A 19230-nucleotide genomic window follows, 5' to 3' on the forward strand; every position below is an offset into this window, starting at 1 on the left:
CATTTTCCTGCAATAGCAACGATCACTTTTCCAGCGTGGTCACGGGCATTACCGTGAGATTGTGCAGCCGCCAGTCCAGCGCCGTCGCGCGCTCCCGGATATGCTCCACCTGCCGGGCCGTGTCGCCGCTGGAGGACAGGACCACAAAAACCTCGCCGGAAAACACATGTCCCTCCTCCCGCAGCCTGACGCCCACATCCTGTACTTCCTGCAGTGCCCCCAACTCTTCGCTCAACTTGTCGGCCAGCCCGAGCTGCTTCCCGCTCTTTACGTCCGTCGGGCTCTGGCCGAGCAAATCGGAGGTGGCGCGCTTGACGTTGGTGACACCATCCTTGATCACATCCAGGGAGATCACTGCCGCCGCCACCGAGTCTGCCCACCAGAAACCGAAACCCACCCCGACAATCCCAAGGCCCGCAGCCACCGCCGTCATCCAGTCGGCCTTGTTCATGTTTGCGTCGGCAAAGAGAGTCTTTTCCTGCAGGCCGGGTGCCAGCCGCAGCTTCATGCGACCGAGGATCACCGGTGGAATCACGCTGTATATGAGAGCGGCGATCATTACCCAACCGGACCAGATGTCCCAGCTGTTACCGAACAGGTGGAAATGGGCCAGGGTTGGGTGGTGCTGCTCCAGCAGCGCTTTCCCGGCGTCGTAAAGCAGATACAGGCCCAGTACCAGGATGGCCACTGCCGCGACCATAAACGATAGCAGCGGCGCGCGCCGGAAGCCGTAGGGAAAGCGGTCGGTGGGGGGATTATTGCGGTAGCGCATGGCCACCAGGAAAGAGATCGGCGGAATAAGACTGAGCACATCCTCAACCCAGGCTGTTTTCATCGCCTGGGACGACCCCATCGCCAGGTACATGACGATGGTGATCGTTATCAGGAAAAAGATGGTCAGCCACTCAAGACGTATCGCGCGCTGGAGCTTATCCTGCTTTTCCTCCGGCAACTTGTACCTTTCCGCCAGTACCGTCATTCCTGCGATCTCCCCGCCAAGAGTTTCTCCACGCGCCCGGGACTCGCCTTCTGCATCAGGAAATTCTCCAGCCGCATGATCAGCGCGTTCTCCCCCGAGGGTACCGCCATCACGTAACGGCGCTTGGTCAGCGTGATATCGGTTTTCCTCAGGCCGAGCCGCTCTATTTCCCAGGCCTCGGCCGCCACCGGCATATCAACATTCTCGAGGTAGCCCCGCTTGAATGGCCTGGCGCCACGCTCCTTCAGCAGGTGATGCAGGCCGCTGTCCGGGCGCAGCGCAACCGCCCGCCCCTCTACCGAGGAGATCCTCTCGCCGGACTGGGGCACACCCACAACTGCATGGCTGACATAGTAGGGAGAGGTAAAGCCCACCTCCTTACGCCAGGGGTTCGACCGCGTGATGCCACCCGCCACCACATCCAGTTCATAATGCTTCAGCGCCTCGAAATGCTCCTGGGCACTGCCCCAGTGCCATTCGATCTCCACCTCAAGCTCGCGGGCGAAGGCTTCCAGTAGCGACGCCTCTATGCCACCGGGCTTCCCGGGTGCATTGCCGGTTACCCACGGCTTGTGGCTGACGACTCCCACACGGAGCTTGCCCCGCTCCTGCACCTGCTTGAGCGAGTGTTGGGGGTCGCGGGGAAACCGCTCGCAGCCGGTGCCGAGCAATACGGGCAGCATGAAAAACACAGCGGCATACCAGAAACTTCCATATCTCTCTCGCATCAGGTCCCTCTGTATGGTTAAAGGTGCGCCGACCCGGCCTCAGTCGATATCCGGATGCTCCTTGCGGGTCTTGTTGATCAGCCCGCCCAGGCGCAGGGTCTCGATCTCTTCCCCGGACAGGTCGTGACGGACCTTGATGGTCTCACCCGAGGAAGTGATCTTCACCTCCACCGGCTTGCCGGGTTCCAGCTGCCCTACCGGGTCGTCTATTTCCAGCTCTGCATCCTGCTCGATCAGGTCGTAGTCCCCGGCATTTTCAAACAGCAGCGGGAGCACGCCGAAGTTGATCAGGTTGCGGCGGTGGATGCGCGCCATGCTCTTGGCGATCACGCAGCGGACACCGAGGTAGCGGGGCGCGATGGCGGCGTGCTCGCGGCTGGATCCCTGCCCGTAATTCTCCCCGCCCACCACATAGCTGTCGCCATCCAGTTCCATGGCGCGGTCGTAGTACTGCTCGTCGAGCCGGCAGAAGGTGTAGCGGCTGATTTCGGGGATATTCGAGCGCAGCGGCAGTATCTCCGCACCGGCCGGCAGTATCTCATCGGTGGAGACATTGTCCCCGGTTTTCAGCAGCACCGGCGCAACCAGCTTGTCGGGCAATCCGTCAAAGTCGGGCAACGGCTGGATATTGGGTCCCTTGACCAGTTCCACTTCCACCGGGATTTCCTGCGGCTCCTGCAACAGCGGGCGCATGTCCGGCAACTCGTCCGGCTCACTGAACTGCGGGTAGTCCATGTCCATATCGCGCGGATCGGTAATCTCACCCCGCAGTGCGCTGACGGTCGCGGTCTCGGGGCTGCACAGGTAAACCTGGTCCTCCTTGGTGCCGGAGCGGCCGGGGAAATTGCGCGGCACCGTGCGCAGGCTGATCTGGCCGCTGGCCGGCGCCTGGCCCATGCCGATACAGCCGCCACAGCCGGTCTGGTGCAGCCGCGCGCCCGCCTCCAGCAACCGTGCCAGGTCACCGGTGCGGCTGATCTCCTCCAGCAGCTGGCGCGACGTGGGGTTGATATCAAACGACACCCGGTCGTCCACCTGCCGTCCCTTCACCATTCGCGCCGGCACGACGAAATCACGCAGGCCGGGATTGGCCGAAGAGCCGATATAGCTCTGGTAGATCGGCCGGCCGGCCACCTCGCTTACCGGCACCACATTGTCGGGGCTCGAGGGGCAGGCAATCAGCGGCTCCAGTGACGAGAGGTCGATACTCTCATTCTCGTCGTAGCTCGCGCCATCGTCAGCCTGCAGCTCGACAAAGTCTTTCTCGCGCTGCTGCTGCCGGAGAAAGGCGCGCACCGCCTCGTCGGCGGGAAAAACGGTAGATGTCGCTCCCAGTTCCTGGCCCATGTTCGCAATCACATGCCGGTCCATGGCGGTGAGGTTTTTCAGGCCCGGGCCGTAGTACTCGATAATCTTGTTCACGCCGCCCTTGACCGAGTGGCGGCGCAGCATCTCCAGGATGATGTCCTTCGCGCTGACCCAGGGCGGCAGTTCTCCCTCCAGCTTCACTCCCATGATCTTCGGCATGGTGACGGAAAAGGGCATGCCCGCCATCGCCAGCGCCACCTGCAACCCGCCGGCGCCAATCGCCAGCATGCCCAGAGAACCCGCGGCACAGGTGTGGCTGTCGGAGCCGAGCAGCGTCTTCCCCGGGATGCCGAAACAGGACATATGCACCGGGTGACTGACCCCGTTGCCCGGGCGCGAATACCAGAGGCCGAACTTGCGACAGGCGCTGCTCAGGAAGAGGTGGTCGTCGGCATTCTTGTAGTCGGTCTGCAGCAGGTTGTGGTCGACGTACTGGGCCGACAGCTCCGTCTTGACCCGCGGCAGCCCCAGGGCCTCGAATTCCAGCATCACCATGGTGCCGGTGGCATCCTGGGTGAGGGTCTGGTCGATGCGAAGCTCGATCGGGCGGCCTGGTTCAAGGTCGCCACTTTCCAGGTGCGACTCGATCAGTTTCTGGGCCAGGTTCTTTGGCATTTTGCGCCTCCTTTACCTGTGCGCTGTATATCTTGAAAGATTAAGGCAGGTTTTACCGGTCGCCTGGGGGCGCGACAAAATGACTGCCATTGGGTCCATCTAAATTCCTGCGATCTCGCGAGCCGGATTTCAACCCCGCCCCGCGGCCCCGGAGCGGCGGCGCGGTCACCACCGGCAGACGTTTATGCGAGGGCTCAGGACCAGATGGAAAATCCTTTACGCGCCTTGACGCTAGCTGGAGAACTCCACCCGCGGCTCACTGAAGTCCCGGCCGTTGTAGTCGGGGGCACACTGGATAAACTTATCCGCAGTGATACCCGCGTCAATAAGGTAACGGGCCACGGCGCGGCCGCGCTTGCGCGCCAGCCGTTCCAGCTCACTGAGTTTTGCCCTCGGGGGATTGCGATAAAACGCCTCCCGCGTCCGGCGGCTCTGGTACATTTCTGGCGTGGATTCCGGATCCAGCGCGTGCCAGTCCCGCGCATTCGCAATACCGCAGATTCCGGGCCGTGCCCCGGGCTTTTCCCTCAGCGTCTCCACCACCTCGGCCAGGTGGCGCCTCGCTCTCTCGGTGAGCTCCACACTGCCCGGCTCGAACTCTATCGAATCCAGATGCACCGCAGTGAGACGCTGCCATGCCAGCTGGGCCAGGCTGTAAAAGCCCACGGGTGTAAAGTAGCTGAATAACGCCTCCAGTATCGCGCGCTGCAGCAGGTCGCTGAAAATAAAGCTGAAAGTAAAATTGGGGTCGTACAGGTTGCCGGTCACCGGCATAGTGAAGCGCACGTCACCCTGCCCGTCGCGCAGCAAGTACAGCGCCACGTTAAGGGGAATCATCGATTCCTCCACTGGCAGCTGGTCACTGTCGCGCACGCGCCGTACCCGAACCTTGTTCAGCCGGATATCCGCTACCGCGTCCACCTTGTTTTCATGGATTACGATGTCGATGATGGCGTCCAGCTGTCCTTGCAATATTTTGTAGCCGAGCAGGTTGGCAATATAGGGCGTGGCGGGGATCAGGTTGGCATTCTCTAGATAGCCGGTCAGGCTGGCATTCCATTTCTGGACATCCAGGTAGTCCAGCTCCCCCGCCAGCTGCATTTTGCCGAAGCCACCCGGTTGGCCCCGCAGCACAATCGTGGCGGGATCGTCCTCGGGATGATTACTGATTCCCCGGAGTTCGACAAAAATCTCGCGGATTGGCACCCGGGCGCGGAACTGTCCCTGGCGATCAAGCCAGGTAAAACGCCCGGCCTGCATCGAGACATGGTGCAGGCGGTAGCGAAAACGCTGGCTTTCACCTGCGCCCGGGACGTCGCCATCGCCCAGCAGCTCCTCCAGCTGTTGCTGGACGGGGAAACTCCCCGACCGGCTGCGGAAGAGAATCAGGTCCGGACGGTCGATGGCAATGCGGCCCACTTCCAGCGCGTTGCGGTTGCTGGAGTAAGCAAGGTTCTCCAGGCGCATCTTCTTAACTTCGCCATTCCAGCCGTGGCGCTGGAACTCGGGGTCCTCCTTTCCCCGCCCGAGAAATCCGAGTTTCTCAGCCTGAAGCCAGGGTAGCTGCAGTTCGCCGCTGTCGAGCAGGAGACGCGCAGTGACAATGGACTCCGCCCGCACCAGCCGCCGCCCATCGGTGTCCAGCACCAGCAGGTCTGCAGTGCGGAACTGCGCCAGGTCCAGGTAGCGCTCACCGACCCGGAAATCAAAACTCGCCTGCAACAGGTCCAGTTTCACACAGTGGTCGACGCCCCCGACGTAGCCTGCGGGCAGGCAGCCTGCGAGATTGTCGATTCGCAGCGCCCGCGCACTGAATTCGCCCTCGCCCAGTCGCGCCGCTTCAGCCTTGAGGGACCGGAACAGCAACAGCTCGGCCGGCAGGCCGGACGGGAATCCGGGCTGGGTAAACCGGCCGCCCCCTACCGACAGGCCATAGATAAGGTTGGCACCGGTACCGGCCTCCTGCTCTCTCCGCTCCACCCTGACCGGCCCCAGCTCATAGCAGGGTGCCAGCGCCGTGCCCGGGAACCAGTCGGCGGAAAGGCATCCGCTGGCACCGGCCAGGCTGATGAAGGGTGACTCGCCGCCATAGCTGAGCCGGTCGAGACGCAGGCTCTTGATTTCCAGCGGCGGCCCTTCCCGCCCGCCAATGACTATGCCGCCGAACTCCATGACGCCGTCGCTGGAGAAAGCGCCACCCAGTGACAATTGCTGGCTGCCGGAGAGTTCGAACCTGCGGACCCGCACGCACGGCTCCGCGGAGCGCGGCTCGAGGGCTTCTGCCACTTCCTCCAGGGCAGTGGTGACCGCCTCGGGGCTGCAACCGACAAACCCTTCCAGAGTCAGCCCGGTCACTGATAATCCTGTGCCCCCGCTCCAGCGCAGTTGCTGCCAGTTCAGGCTCTCTGCCCCGATGCGGGCAAAATCGCCGGTCTCCTGCCAGAAACGAATGGAGCCGGATTCCAGGGCCGCCAGCTCCACCATCGGGGCCGCCTTTCCGATCCCGATGCGGGTCACGCCAGAGAATTCCAGTCGCGGCGCCCGGAAGCAGTCGCCGATGTCGCGCTGGCTGGCAGCCTCCGGCAACAGGTCGCGCATCCCGCAGGCAAGCACGCCGCGAAACTCCAGGTCATAAAGCCGCAGCGCCTGCTCACCCAGGCTGATCCGTCCGGCCTCCACGGAGTCGAACTGCCACAGGGGCTCTGCCGTTGGCGTGCGTTTCAGTGTCGTCACACCCAGTTGCACCGCCGGCTGCGAACCCGGGCCTCCCAGCCGTATATTGTCCGCAGATACACAGCGCGGCAGGCCCGGTCGGAGGGATATGCCGGCGGGCAGGCAGCCATGGGCGGCGGCGACGGTCACCTGGCGCGCACGCACCCGGTCGGGCACTTCGTCGCCGCGGGACCACGCCAGCTTCAGTAACCCGATATCAACCGTCTCCACCTCCGCGAGGGTATCCCCGCCTGCACCGAGCAACCCCAACCACGCCGCACCGGACTGACTGAAGTCCAGCGCCAGCTCCTCCGTGTCTGCATCGAGGCTGAACGCCTTTCCCAGCTCCAGCTCGCGCGCCTCGATGCACCGGGGCGCGGTAACGTCGGGGGCTGCCGGAACGGCGCCCGGCTCGCAAACGCGCGCGCGGGACAGGGACAGGCCCGGCAGCTCGAGCTGGCGGTGAGCGCTACCGGCCGGCCACACCACCAGCGCCTCGGGCACCGCCAGGTCGCTGATAAAGAGTATTTCCCGGCCGCCGCGGGTCTCCGCCACGGCCCGCTCTGCACTGATAGCACCGGTGCGCAGGTGTACCCCGCCCTGCCAGGCAAGCCGCAATTCACTCTCCTGCTCAAGCTGTCGCACGTCGAAACAGGTGGGCATGGCGTCCGGCCGGCTGTAGAAAAGTGCCGCCCATCCCGCCGGCAGGCATCCCTCCAACCGCGCGAGCAGCAACCGCTGCAGGACCAGGTTGGGATCATCCAGGTTCGTGGGGGAGACGGTGCGGGCCGCCGCCGCTGCCCGCTGCCGGCGGCGCGCCAGCTCATCCCGCAGTAAACCTTTTTCCGCCCCGTCATCGTCAGGGCTGGCGGCGTCCGACCGGCGGGTTGCATCGGTTCCCTTTCCAACCGCGCCGCCCTCGATGGCCCCTCCGTCCAGGCGCAGCATCGCGGGCCCGGTGCGCAAGCCGGTCAACAGCAGGCCGGTCGGCTCCTGCAGGCCCTCGGCCAGCAGCAGCCGCTCCACCAGCAACTCTCCCGCCACCAGGTAGCCATCGCGCCGGTGCTGCCAGGCAAAGCTTCCCCTACCCTGCACATGGCGGGCCCGCGCGCAAAGTGGACGCAGGTCTGCCGGCAGGAGTGCATCGGGCACGCAGCCGGCCAGGAAGCGGAGCGAGAAGTCCTGGACCAACCAGGGCATGGCGCCACCCAGGAGGTTGAGCCTGGCCCAGTGCAGGCCCTCCACCTCCAGCTGCGTACCCGCACCCTCGCGCAGCTGGAACTGCCCCAGGCGCAGGGGCCCGCTGGCAACGCCGAATGGCATGCCGTGCCCTGCGGGGGCGAAGCGGAATTGCAGCTGTTCCGGAGCCTTCAGCCCGGCGAGCTGCAGGCAGTACTCGGGCAGCTCCCACAGCCGGGCGGGCACACAGCCGGTGGCGCTCTCCAGGTTGAAGGCACCGATGGCAAGCGTGCGGGTTTCGCCACGGTATGCCAGGGATTCGCCGCCGATGCGGTGAAAGGTCAGGGGCCGGTCGATCTCCCGCACCCGGTCCAACAGCTGGACCTGTTGCAGTCCCACATCATCGGTCTGCACCAGCAGCTTGTCCTGCCAGTCAAACAGGGTGGGATCGGGCAGGCTAAACACCCCGGCGCGCACACAGGCATGCATGTGATTGTCGCGCCATGCCGGCGGGCACCAGTCGAAGTTGCTGGCTCTCGCCTCGCGCCAGCGCAGGGTCTTATCGGCGCGCGAGAAATCCATCGCGAGGATAGACAGGGTGCCGGCATGCCAGTCGGGCCAACGGCGTGCGCGCTGCCGCAGTATCACGCCCTCTCCGCGGCCGCGCTGCCACTGCACCCTGGCTCCCGCACCAAAACTGAACAGGAGCTCCCCCTCCAGCTGCAGGCTGCGGGCGATACCACAGTGGCCCACCACGCGGCCAAATGCCGGTATTGCATCCGCCCAGTACCGGGGCAGGCAGCTGGCGAATCGCTCAGCGGCCAGCTCTGTTGCCGTAATGCGGTGGCCGGGCCGCTGGTAGAAGGCATCCCTCAGGGTCAACCCTCCCACCACGGTATGGATGGAGGTGGCCCCCTCCCGGCTGACCAGCAGATCCCGCAGTGCCAGCTCCTCAGCTCCCACCTGAACCTGCAGCGGCTCGTCGCCGGTGCGCTCCAGGCCGAGCAGGAAGTCCCCCGCCGACAGGCGGGTGAAACGCATGCAGCTCGGCCTCTCCCAGGCGTCCCGGTCGCGGTAACAGAGCCTGCTGTCGCGGATAAGCAGGTCGTCGATCAGCAGGCGCAGGTCCCGGTCAGTCCTTTCCCCGCCCTCGCCCAGGTCCCAGCCCGCCACCTCCCACACCCGGCCGCCAGCCTCGCCGCGTCCCGACTGCAGGTCGAACTCCATCCCGGCGACCCAGGCCCGCTGCAGGCGGGTGCCGCGCCGCAGTAACTGCCACCAGCTGTAGTCGAGCATCAGCTCGCGGGCGCGCAGGCCGCGCCCTTCAGGGTTGCGCAGCTCCAGGTTGTAGACCTCGAGCCGCAGCGACGGGATGGACAGGTGCAGGTAGCCGATATCCGCGCGGTAACCCCGTTCCTCGAGCCATCGCTCGGCCTTCTCTTCGAGGATCAATGACACCACCATCGACAACAGGCCGGTCACCACCACTATTCCCACCAGCAGCCAGAGCAGCTGCGTAACACGGTAGGGACTTTGCTGGGCGGACTGCTCTGGCATTATTTGCGTCGCTGGCCAAGAGAGAATAAAAAGGGACGATGAATCTGGTGCACAGGCAGGTCACAGCTGTGCCCCGTAATTAAAGACCAGCGACACGATTTTTTTTGGCGCCTGTCGCCGGCTTTCGCCATAATGCGCCCGACTTCCCTGCGAACTCCGCACCAGCAGATAGACTAGTTACGGTCAACAACCCATCCGGAACTCCCGGCGAATAACAATGCAACAGAATCCCTATTACCAGGACGTGGTCCTGGTCGGCGGCGGTCACTCCCACGCCATCGTTCTGCAGATGTGGGCAATGAATCCCCTGCCAGGCGTGCGCCTGACACTGGTATCGCCCCAGGTCCAGACCGCCTACTCGGGCATGCTGCCCGGCCTGGTGGCGGGGCACTACAGCCTGGACGAAACCCATATCGACCTGGTGCGCCTGTGCCGCGCGGCAGGCGCGCGCTTTATCCGCGCCAGTGCCCGCCGCATCGACCCGGTAAACCGGCGTATTTCGCTGGAGGGGCGTCCCGACCTGGAGTACGACCTGGTGTCACTGGATGTGGGCAGCGGGCCGGTGTGCGAGCTTCCCGGGGCAGAACACGCCGTGCCGGTAAAGCCGATCAGCCGCTTCCACCATTTCTGGCAGGAACTGCGGGAGCGGGTACGCAGCACCCGCGAGCAGGTGCGCATCGGCGTCGTCGGCGGTGGTGCCGGCGGCTGCGAGCTGGCCATGGCAATTGCGTGGTCGCTGGAAGAGCAGCTGTATTCGGGCCGCGTGGAGGTGCACCTGGTTCACGGCGGCAAGCAGGTGCCGGAAGGCTACCCGCCGCTTGCCCGCCGCCTGGTGGCGCGTGAACTGCAGCGCCTGGGGATTGCCGTACATCGCGACTGGCGCGTGCAGGAAATTACCGCCCAGGGACTGCGAGGCGAGGACGATCGCACTCTCGCGCTGGAGGAGGTCGTGCTCTGCACCCATGCCGGCGCCCACCCCTGGCTCGCAGACTGCGGCCTGGCACTGGACGCCCGGGGGTTCGTGCGCGTGGACGACAAGCTGCGTGCAGAGGGTTTCAGCAATGTCTTTGCCGCCGGCGACACCGCCAGTTTCGTCTCGAGCCCGCTGCCCAAGGCCGGTGTCTATGCCGTGCGCCAGGGGCCGGTGCTGTTCCACAACCTGCGCGCGAGCCTTACGGAGCAGCAGCTGCGCAGTTATCGCCCGCAACGACATTTCCTCAGCCTGCTCTCGTGCGGGGACAAGCGCGCGGTGGCGTCCCGCAACGGGGCGGCAGTAGCCGGCAGTGCCCTGTGGCACTGGAAAGACCGTATCGACCGGAAATTCATGCAGCGCTTCGCAGAGCTGCCGGTGGACATGGATGAAGCGCGAGGCACCCCCTTCTCCTTCCTGCCATCACGGCGCCCGGCCGCCGTGCGCGAGCGCGGCGGTGCGGCACTGGCCCGGATGCGCTGCAATGGTTGCGGCGCCAAGGTGGGTGCAGACATCCTCCACCGCGCCCTGCAGCAACTGCCGCGCCAGCAATCACCGGTGCTGCTGCGCGGCGCCGGCGACGACGCGGCGGTGATGGAACTGCCACCGGGACAGTTGCTGGTACAGAGTTCCGACCAGCTCCGCGCCCCTGTGGACGATCCCTGGATCTTTGGCCGACTGGCGACACTGCATGCACTCTCGGACCTGTTTGCCATGCATGCCCAGCCAGCCACCGCACAGCTCCTGGCCACACTGCCCGTGGCTGCCGCCGAGCTGGTGCAGCGCGACCTGCAGCAACTGCTCGACGGCGCCATCTTCGAGCTCAACCGGCACGACTGTGCGCTGAGCGGCGGCCATACCGCCGAGGGCACGGAAATGCAGCTGGGCCTGACGGTCAACGGGCTCGCGGACGCGGGCCAGCTGCTCGAGAAAACCGGCGCCCAGGTCGGCGACCGGCTGATACTGGCCAAGCCTTTGGGAGTCGGCACGATACTCGCCGCCGAGGGCGCCGGTGCGGCCCACCCGCGCTGGGTCCAGGCAGCCATGGACACCATGTTGCAGAGCAACGCCGAAGCGGCCCGGATTTTCGGCCACTACGGGGCCCATGCGCTTACCGATATCACCGGGTTTGGCCTGCTGGGGCACCTGCTGGAAATGCTCGCCGGCCCCCCGGCCTGCGGTGCCGTGCTCGTGGCAGACCAGCTGCCGTTGATCGAGGGGGCGCCCGAGTGCGCCGACGCGGGCTGGCTGTCCAGCCTGCACCCGCAGAACGCCCGCTTTTACGACCGCGTGCAGAACCCGCGTGACTGGCAGCCGCTGCCCCACTGGGCCCTCCTGGCGGATCCGCAGACCTGCGGCGGCCTGCTCGCCGCGGTGCCCGCCGATCGTGCCGATGACTGCCTGCGCGAACTGCACCGTGCCGGTTACAGTAATGCGGCAACCATCGGCGCGGTGACAGAGCTTGCCGGCGAAGCGCCGCCGATCGAACTGCAGCGCAGCGCAACCAGCAAGCGACCTGCCCTGCAAAAAACGGAAGAGGCCGTGGACCAGGCCTGATATTGCCCCCGGGCGCAATTGCCATTTGCGCCCGGGGGCGCGATACTGCGCGCATAAATATTCCAATACGGTCTTCACAGTTCGGGGAGTCGAATCAGAAACGACACAGGAAGACCAATCATGAAAAAAATTGTCATTGTCGGCGGCGGCGCCGGGGGGCTGCAGCTTGCCACCCGCCTCGGGCACCACTTCAATCGCTCCTCCCTGTTTGGCGGGCAGCCCAAGGAACCCGCCGCGCAGGTCACCCTGGTCGACAAAAACCGCACGCATATCTGGAAGCCCCTGCTGCATCAGGTGGCAACCGGTTCCATCGACTCCAGCCTCGACGCGCTCAACTACCAGGTGCATGCGCGCAAAAACGACTTCCATTTCGAACTGGGCAGCCTGCAGGGACTGGACCGGGATCGACAGGTGATTAGCCTGGCACCGCTGGCCGACGAGGAAGGCGGCGAGCTGGTTCCGGCGCGGGAGCTGGAATACGACTACCTGGTGTTCGCCCTGGGCAGCCAGAGCAATGATTTTGATACGCCCGGTGTTCGTGAACACTGCGTTTTCCTGGACAGCAGCGAGCAGGCCAGTCTTTTCCACCGTCGGTTACTGGACCGTTTCCTGCAACTGGAAACGAAGACCCTGGCCAGGCTGCAGATCGCCATCGTCGGCGGGGGCGCCACGGGGGTGGAACTGGCTGCAGAGCTGGTCGAGGCCACACGACAGATGGGCCACTACAGCAAGATCGAGAGCGGCTCACTGCAGGTGACACTGGTCGAGGCCGGGCCGCACCTGCTGCCCGCCTTGCCGGAAAGACTCGGCAATAATGCCCGGCAGGAACTGGACAAACTGGGCGTGCGGGTAATTACCGGGACCGCCGTATCTGAAGCTACTGCGGAAGGGCTTATCACTGAGGAGGGCGAGGAAATCCCTGCTTCTGTGCGGGTTTGGGCCGCGGGCGTAAAGGCCCCGGACTTTCTCGCGCATATCGGCGGGCTCGCCACCAATAAACTCAACCAGATCGAGGTCTCGCCGGAACTGGTCTCGGTCAGCGACCCCAATATTTTCGCCATCGGCGACTGTGCCGGCTGCCGGGACGTCAAAGATGTACGCGTACCGCCCCGCGCCCAGGCAGCGCAACAGATGGCCGGGGTGGCCGAACACAACCTGATTGCGAAAGTAGAGGGGCACAAGCTGAAAGGTTTCCGCTATCGCGACCGTGGCTCGCTGATTTCCCTGAGCAAGCACACCGCCGTGGGCAACCTGATGGGTGCGCTGGTAAAGGGCAGCCTCACAATTGAAGGCCGCATCGCCGGGTTCGCTTACCGCTCACTGTATCGCATGCACCTGGCCGCAGTGCACGGCTGGGCCAAAGCCATGCTGATTTACATGGTGGGCCAGGCCAACCGATTCGTGAAACCAAGGCTCAAGATGCACTGACGAACGAGCCGGGAGCAGACGGCGAATTATTACGAAAAAGGCGGGAATATCCCGCCTTTTTGCCTCTGCGGAAAATTCAGATTTTCCACTCTTTTACGGTTTCCAGACCGTGCTCCTCAATCCACTGATTGAGCTGCTTCGGGTTGCGCTTCTTCTTCTCCACGGTGCCGCCGGTATACGGGTTGCGATAATGCCCCACCTCCAGTTTCGGCTCGCTCGGCTTGGCTGAAGCAGAGCGACGTGAACGGCGCTGGGTTTCGCCGGTGCGCTTCAATGAGCGCGCCACACGCGCCTTCAGGGTCTGGACGAAATCTGGTGCCTCCTCGTCGTCCAGCTGGCCTACCAGCCAGTTGACGATGGCCTCAGCGCGGGCCACGAAGAACTCTTCTTCTTCCATCTGGTATTCGGCGGCCAGGTTGACCAGTGCCTTGTCGAAAGCTATTACACCGGCTTTCTTGCGCTCAGCCTGGGCCATCTGCTCCTGCAATTGCTCGATTTTTGCCTGGTGTTGTGCAATCTCTTGTTCAATCTGGTCAAAATCCTGAAACATTCAAACAAACCTCAACTGGTAAATAATGACAAAACTGTTAACGCGGGCCTCACGCATCGCGCGCAAGCCGGTCATGCGACCCCACCAAATATCGCCCGCGGGATATGCACGCGAGCCAGCTGGCCGGGAATATTTTTCTGTTAAACGAGAAATGTAGGATTTAATTCCGCTTAAACCCCGAAGGCTGTATTTATAATTCAAGCGGAATACACTTAAGGTCTCGCTTCGATTCGGGGCACAAAATAAATAACAGCCAATATATGACTTTATTTAAATAAAGCCATTCAGGCTGAAATAGGCCAAACGCACTCTTTTGGTGCTGGCCGGGAATTCAGCCCTTGTATCTAATTGGTAATCGATTGGCTCTCAGGTGAATGTGAGGGAGCGACATTCACGGAGGCAGAATAATAAGCATTCGGGATGAAATATCAACTTCCTTTTGAGTGCCCGCATCCTTTACCAAGATACACAAGAACGTCGCTTCCCGGGGGCTGTCGCGAAATTCACCGGTTTGGTTAACGCCGGGCGATGTCCTATTCTAACTGGGCCGAAATTAACCGGGGGCCGATATGTCCAAACCACATGATATACATCATATGCCAACCCTGGCCGCCTTGATGACGCCTTTTCCGCTGCACATCGATATCAACGCTACGGTGGAAGAGGCGCTCGACATGATGGATGAGCATGAGGTTCACCACCTGCCGGTCACCCGCGAAGGGGATCTGGAAACAATCATCTCGCGCGGGGACATCGAGCGCGCCAATGCGCCCGGCCATCGCCTTGAGGAACAGCAGCTTTACGTACACGACCTGTGCGCCCGCCGCCCTTATATCGCCGATATTCACGACCCCCTGGACAAGATACTGCTGGCCATGGCGGAGACGGGGATCGGCTCGGTGCTGGTCATGCGTGAGGGTGAACTGGCCGGCATAGTGACGGTTACCGATGTGCTGCGCTTCTGCGGCAAGCTGCTGGCGGAGTTGGCCCAGCCGGTGGATGACTCCATCGCCTGACCCCGCCCGGTTACGTCGTCGCGGCAGCCCGCTCAGAGAGGCCACACCCAGAGCAACATGGGTACGCTGACCAGGATGACCAGGATTTCCATCGGCAGCCCCATCTGCCAGTAATCGCTGAAGCGGAAGCCGCCCGGCCCGAGAATCAGGGTGTTATTCTGGTGCCCCACCGGCGTGAGGAAGGCACATGAGGCACCGATCGCGACGGCCATCAGGAAACTGTCCGGATTCACCTGCAGCTGTGCGGCAGCACTGATGGCGATCGAGCACATGACCGCAGCGGTGGCGGCGTTATTCATAAAATCCGACAGCGTCATGGTCACCACCAGCAGGATGACCAGCGCCACCACCGGATTGCCCTGCGCGACATTGTCCAGCATCGCCAGGGCCACCAGGTCCGCAGCACCAGTCTTTTCCATCACCTCGGCGACCGTAATCAGGGCGCCGAGCAAGACGATTACTGCACCGTCGATCGATTCGTACACATTGCGCAAAGGCATCACCTTGAGGGCCATAAACGCCAGCACGCAGGCGGAGAAGGAAATGGCCGCAGGCAGCAGACCGAACGCCGCCCCGGCTACCGCCAGCGCCATGGCCACCAGCGCCACCACCGCCTTTTCCTTGTTGGGAATACTGATATCCCGCGTGGCCAGTGGTACGCAGCCCTGCTCCGCGGCAAAGGTATTCAGGCTATCGTCACTGCCCATCATCAGCAGCGCATCACCGGCGCGCAGGGGCGTGGAGCGCAGCCGCCGCACCGAACGGCGTCCCTGGCGCGACAGGGCCAGCAGGTTGATCTCGTAACGGGCAGGCAAGCGCAACATCCGTGAGGTGCGCCCGGTAAGGGGGGAGTCGGGCATGACCACCAGCTCGCGCAACTGAATATCTTCCCGGCGCGCGTGTTCCTTCTCTTTTTCCTTCTCTTTTTCCTTGTCCTTTTCCTTGTCCTTTTTTTTCTCCTTGTCGCCGTCCCCCTTGTCTTCATTCTCGTCGATGCCAATTGCCCCGGCTTCGGCCGACCTCTGGTCCGCCGTCCTGGCCCGTTCCTCTGTTTTTTTCTCCTCTTGTTTCTCTTTCTTCTCCTTCTCCTCTTTTTCCTCCTCCGGGTCGGCGGCCAGCCTCAGCCCCAGCTTCGAGACGGCCGTGGTCAGCGCCTCGGGCTCCGCCTCCATGATGAGGATGTCGCCACTGCGCACCCGCTGGGCCGGCGTCGCCGGCAACACGCGGGTGTCGTTGTGGACCACCCCAACGACCTGGGCGTCATCCTCCTCCAGCATCTGTGAGATTTCCCAGAGGGTCTTGCCGTCGGCGGAACTCTTTTCGTCCACCAGGGCTTCGGTCAGGTAGGTGCCGGTATCGAAGGTGGCGGCCCCCGCCTGGGTGCGGGAGGGCACCAGCCGCCAGCCGACCAGCGAGACGAACGCGATACCCACCAGGGCGACGGCGAGGCCCACCGGTGTGAAATCGAACATGCCATAGCTGCCCGCCCCGGCGGAGTCACGGAAACCGGAGACGATCAGGTTGGGCGGAGTGCCTATCAGGGTGGTCATGCCGCCGAGGATGGTGCCGAAGGACAGCGGCATCAGCACCTTGCCCGGCGGCAGTTTGTGCTTGTCGGCCACGTCGGCAGCCACGGGCATCAGCAGGGCCATGGCGCCCACATTGTTCATGAAGCCGGACATCAGCGCGCCCACTGCAGTGAGCGCCACGATGACGCCAGTGGTGGTGCCGTTCTTTGGTATCAGGCGTTGCGCCATCACATCCATGGCGCCGGTGCTCTGCAGGCCGCGGCTCAGGACCAACACACAGGCGACAGTCACTACCGCGGGATGGCCGAAGCCGTCGAAAGCCTCCTGCGGGGGCACCAGCCCGGTGACGACACAGGCCAGCAGCGCCCCCAGTGCCACCATATCGTGTCGCCAGTTACCCCAGACGAACATGGCGATGGTGATCGTCAGGATGATAAATAGGGTCAGCTGGTCAAAAGTCATGGGCGCCGACATTGAGAGGGCCGTATGCCGGCCCCCGGTCCTGTGTAAATCCTCTTTTCAGGTTACACTCACGCCGCCAGCCGAGGAGTCATGATTTGCGCCACAACACCGATAATTACCGCCAGCTGTTCCTGAATGACGTTCCCCTGATGGATGTGCGAGCCCCGGTGGAGTATGCCCGGGGGGCCTTCCCCACCAGCGAGAACTGCCCCCTCCTGGACGACCGCCAGCGCGAACTGGTGGGCACCGAATACAAGCGCGCCGGCCAGCAGGCAGCGATCGAACTCGGCTGGGAGCTGGCAACCGACGAGGTGCGCGCCGAGCGGCTGGCCGCCTGGCGCGATTTTGTCGAACGGCACCCCCAGGGCTACCTTTACTGCTTTCGCGGCGGCCTCCGTTCGCGCACATCCCAGCAGTTACTGCGCGAGGCGGGCATCGACTACCCGCTAGTGGAGGGCGGCTACAAGGCGATGCGCAACTTTCTCCTGGCGGAACTGGCCCACCAGTGCGTGCAGCTGTCCTTCGTGGTAGTGAGCGGTCACACCGGTTCTGGCAAGACAAAGCTTTTGCAGTACGCACGGCGCGCCGTGGATCTGGAGGGAATCGCGTGCCATCGCGGCTCGTCGTTTGGCCGCACCGGCCAGCCACAGCCGTCCCAGATCGACTTCGAGAACCAGCTGGCGGTGGACCTGCTCAAGCTCGGCGAGGAACAGGGCCCGGTATTTCTCGAGGACGAGAGCCGCCTGATCGGCCGCTGCGCGCTGCCGGTAATGCTGCGCGAGCGCATGCATGTGGCGCCGAGGGTGATGGTGGAGGAACCGGTGGAAGAACGGGCCCGCCGCATTGTGCGCGATTATGTCAGCTCGGCCCTGACCCGCTTTGCTGACGCCGATGAGGGCCCCCATGCCGCGCTGGGTGCGGAGCTGCGCGACAGCCTGGCCAGGCTGCGCAAGAGGTTGGGGGGAGAACGCCATCGCCAGCTGGATGAACAGCTGGCCGCAGCCAACGACGAGCTCGCCCGCGGCGGCGGCAGCGAGGCCTATATTCCCGTGGTCATGGGCCTGCTGATTGACTACTACGACCGCGCCTACGATCACACCATGGGCAAAAGCGCCGGCACAGTGCTGTTCCGCGGCACCTATGCCGAAGTGGCCCAGTGGCTGGAAAGCCAGTAGAAGCCGGGGGAACGATCAGGAGCTGGGGGAAATCCGCGTCAGCTGGAAGCGGCGCGCCAGCAGCCGGTCCCGCAGGCCCCGCGGCAGCCAGCGCGCCATCCACGGCAGCAGGCGACTGCGGTTGCCGACCCGCACCAGGCTGGGCGGGCGCTTGCGCAGCAATTCCTTAACCAGCTCCCGCGCCATCTCGCGCGCCAGGGTGGCATTCTGCTGCGATTCCTGCGCCCGGGCCCGCACCGCATCTTCCTGGCGCTTGTACCAGGAATCCGGCGCCAGCAGCCCCCGCAGCGAGACCTCCGCCGAACGCCCGAACTCGGAGGCGATGGCGCCGGGCTGTACCGTCATCACGCGGATACCAAAAGGTTTGAGCTCGAGGCGGAGCACATCCGACAGCGTGTGGAGTGCCGCCTTGGAGGCACAGTAGGCCCCGGAGAAAGGCGTCGGCAGCACGCCGGAAACCGAACCGATATTGCAGATAAGGCCACGGCGCTCCGAGCGCATGAGGGGGACACAGGCACGGGCCAGCGCCATGGGGGCGAACACATTGGTGCGAAACTGGTTTTCCAGCGCGCGGGTGTCCAGCTCGATCAGCGGCCCCATCTGCCCGAAGCCGGCGTTGTTGACCAGGATATCCAGGCGGCCGTAGGCGGCCTTGAGGGCATGCACCACACGGTTGATATCCGCCTGCGAATTCACGTCCAGGGCCTCGGTGGCAATCCCCATGTCCGCCAGCTCCTGCAGGCTCTCCGGCCGGCGCGCGGTGGCGATGACGATAGTGCCGCGACGGTGGAGCGCCAGTGCCAGTTCCCGCCCGATACCACTGGAACAGCCGGTGATCAACGCGACCCGGTCCGGCACCACATAGCCCCGCCCGATCTGCACCAGGCTCTCAGCCGCGAAACCGGCATCCGAAGGGCGGTAACTGGAGGCTGGTGGTTTGTTCACTGGCTGGCTCCGTTTGCTGGACCGGCGCTCAGGCCGCCGGGTTGCTCTCCCCCGCCCCCGGGGTTGAAGTGGGGGTTCTCAATCAGGCCAAAGATATTGCCGAATGGGTCGAGGAAGCTGGCCATCAGTATGCCCTCACCCACATCCACCGTCTCGCCATGCTGCCGCGCTCCCAGGGCATTCAGTCGCTCCACCTCGGTGGCAATATCGGTCACCCCCCAGTAGGCAATCACACCGTCGGCGCGGCTGATGACATTGCGGGCATCGGGGTTGAGGCCCAGCTCAAATCCGCCGACGTCAAAACCCATGTAGCAGTCGCTTTCGAAATAGGGCTCCCGTTCCAGCACCCTGCTATACCAGGAGCGCGCCTCGGCAAGGTCAGTGACACCATATACCACTGTCCGCAGGCCGAGAATCCGTTCCATTCGGGAAGCCTCCCCAGTTTGGCGGCTGTTTGCGC

Annotated in this window: 12 protein-coding genes; 4 read left to right on the forward strand and 8 right to left on the reverse strand. The window is 63.9% G+C overall.

Translation table 11 applies throughout. The features are described 5' to 3' along the window. Window positions 1-22: 22 nt before the first annotated feature. The 4 genes from BLT26_RS06580 to BLT26_RS06595 all read right to left on the reverse strand — a co-directional run bounded on the left by BLT26_RS06580 (window position 23) and on the right by BLT26_RS06595 (window position 9138). Window positions 23-979, reverse strand: coding sequence for a cation diffusion facilitator family transporter (locus BLT26_RS06580; protein WP_091510514.1), 957 nt, complete (start codon window positions 977-979; stop codon window positions 23-25). Then, a complete protein-coding gene (locus BLT26_RS06585; protein ID WP_091510519.1) occupies window positions 976-1707 on the reverse strand; it encodes a substrate-binding periplasmic protein in 732 nt (243 codons plus the stop codon). The genes BLT26_RS06580 and BLT26_RS06585 overlap by 4 nt, the downstream gene beginning before the upstream one ends. Before the next feature lie 39 nt (window positions 1708-1746). Continuing rightward, window positions 1747-3690: an aconitate hydratase gene (locus BLT26_RS06590; protein ID WP_091510523.1), complete on the reverse strand. Its 1944-nt coding sequence runs from the start codon at window positions 3688-3690 to the stop codon at window positions 1747-1749. A 231-nt stretch (window positions 3691-3921) separates the two neighbouring features. Continuing rightward, window positions 3922-9138, reverse strand: coding sequence for a DUF748 domain-containing protein (locus BLT26_RS06595; RefSeq protein ID WP_091510526.1), 5217 nt, complete (start codon window positions 9136-9138; stop codon window positions 3922-3924). 217 nt (window positions 9139-9355) lie between these two features. On the opposite strand from BLT26_RS06595, the gene selD reads away from it, so the two are divergent. Continuing rightward, a complete protein-coding gene (gene selD, locus BLT26_RS06600) occupies window positions 9356-11665 on the forward strand; it encodes a selenide, water dikinase SelD (RefSeq protein WP_091510530.1) in 2310 nt (769 codons plus the stop codon). A 120-nt stretch (window positions 11666-11785) separates the two neighbouring features. After that, complete coding sequence (locus BLT26_RS06605; protein ID WP_091510532.1) at window positions 11786-13093, forward strand: NAD(P)/FAD-dependent oxidoreductase; 1308 nt, start codon at window positions 11786-11788, stop codon at window positions 13091-13093. A gap of 76 nt (window positions 13094-13169) precedes the next feature. Here BLT26_RS06605 and BLT26_RS06610 read toward each other — a convergent pair whose 3' ends face one another. Beyond that, window positions 13170-13643, reverse strand: a complete 474-nt coding sequence (locus tag BLT26_RS06610) for a DNA binding protein (RefSeq protein ID WP_091510535.1) — start codon at window positions 13641-13643, stop codon at window positions 13170-13172. Window positions 13644-14212: 569 nt separating this feature from the next. Between BLT26_RS06610 and BLT26_RS06615 the strand changes: the two genes are divergently transcribed. After that, on the forward strand, window positions 14213-14659 hold the full coding sequence (locus tag BLT26_RS06615) for a CBS domain-containing protein (RefSeq protein WP_245720618.1): 447 nt from the start codon (window positions 14213-14215) through the stop codon (window positions 14657-14659). A gap of 32 nt (window positions 14660-14691) precedes the next feature. Here BLT26_RS06615 and BLT26_RS06620 read toward each other — a convergent pair whose 3' ends face one another. Next, entirely contained in the window at window positions 14692-16650 is a 1959-nt protein-coding gene (locus tag BLT26_RS06620; RefSeq protein WP_245720619.1) for an SLC13 family permease, read from the reverse strand. Between the two features lie 95 nt (window positions 16651-16745). On the opposite strand from BLT26_RS06620, the gene mnmH reads away from it, so the two are divergent. Next, window positions 16746-17825 (forward strand): tRNA 2-selenouridine(34) synthase MnmH, encoded by a 1080-nt coding sequence (gene mnmH, locus BLT26_RS06625; RefSeq protein ID WP_091510540.1) that lies wholly within the window; start codon window positions 16746-16748, stop codon window positions 17823-17825. Window positions 17826-17840: 15 nt separating this feature from the next. Here the strand turns inward: mnmH and BLT26_RS06630 are convergent, their stop codons facing one another. Continuing rightward, window positions 17841-18770, reverse strand: coding sequence for an SDR family oxidoreductase (locus BLT26_RS06630; RefSeq protein ID WP_091510542.1), 930 nt, complete (start codon window positions 18768-18770; stop codon window positions 17841-17843). After that, window positions 18767-19195, reverse strand: a complete 429-nt coding sequence (locus BLT26_RS06635; RefSeq protein ID WP_217631386.1) for a VOC family protein — start codon at window positions 19193-19195, stop codon at window positions 18767-18769. Before BLT26_RS06635 ends, BLT26_RS06630 begins: the two co-directional genes overlap by 4 nt. Window positions 19196-19230: the final 35 nt, after the last annotated feature.

Origin of the sequence: Microbulbifer yueqingensis (assembly GCF_900100355.1) — a bacterium.
In the GTDB taxonomy this organism is placed as follows: domain Bacteria; phylum Pseudomonadota; class Gammaproteobacteria; order Pseudomonadales; family Cellvibrionaceae; genus Microbulbifer; species Microbulbifer yueqingensis.

What these genes read in the sequence shown, in the direction of transcription:
- BLT26_RS06580 (WP_091510514.1), bottom strand. Translation starts at nt 979, where the DNA reads ATGACGGTACTGGCGGAAAGGTACAAGTTGCCGGAGGAAAAGCAGGAT.
- BLT26_RS06585 (WP_091510519.1), bottom strand. Translation starts at nt 1,707, where the DNA reads ATGCGAGAGAGATATGGAAGTTTCTGGTATGCCGCTGTGTTTTTCATG.
- BLT26_RS06590 (WP_091510523.1), bottom strand. Translation starts at nt 3,690, where the DNA reads ATGCCAAAGAACCTGGCCCAGAAACTGATCGAGTCGCACCTGGAAAGT.
- BLT26_RS06595 (WP_091510526.1), bottom strand. Translation starts at nt 9,138, where the DNA reads ATGCCAGAGCAGTCCGCCCAGCAAAGTCCCTACCGTGTTACGCAGCTG.
- selD (WP_091510530.1), top strand. Translation starts at nt 9,356, where the DNA reads ATGCAACAGAATCCCTATTACCAGGACGTGGTCCTGGTCGGCGGCGGT.
- BLT26_RS06605 (WP_091510532.1), top strand. Translation starts at nt 11,786, where the DNA reads ATGAAAAAAATTGTCATTGTCGGCGGCGGCGCCGGGGGGCTGCAGCTT.
- BLT26_RS06610 (WP_091510535.1), bottom strand. Translation starts at nt 13,643, where the DNA reads ATGTTTCAGGATTTTGACCAGATTGAACAAGAGATTGCACAACACCAG.
- BLT26_RS06615 (WP_245720618.1), top strand. Translation starts at nt 14,213, where the DNA reads ATGTCCAAACCACATGATATACATCATATGCCAACCCTGGCCGCCTTG.
- BLT26_RS06620 (WP_245720619.1), bottom strand. Translation starts at nt 16,650, where the DNA reads ATGACTTTTGACCAGCTGACCCTATTTATCATCCTGACGATCACCATC.
- BLT26_RS06635 (WP_217631386.1), bottom strand. Translation starts at nt 19,195, where the DNA reads ATGGAACGGATTCTCGGCCTGCGGACAGTGGTATATGGTGTCACTGAC.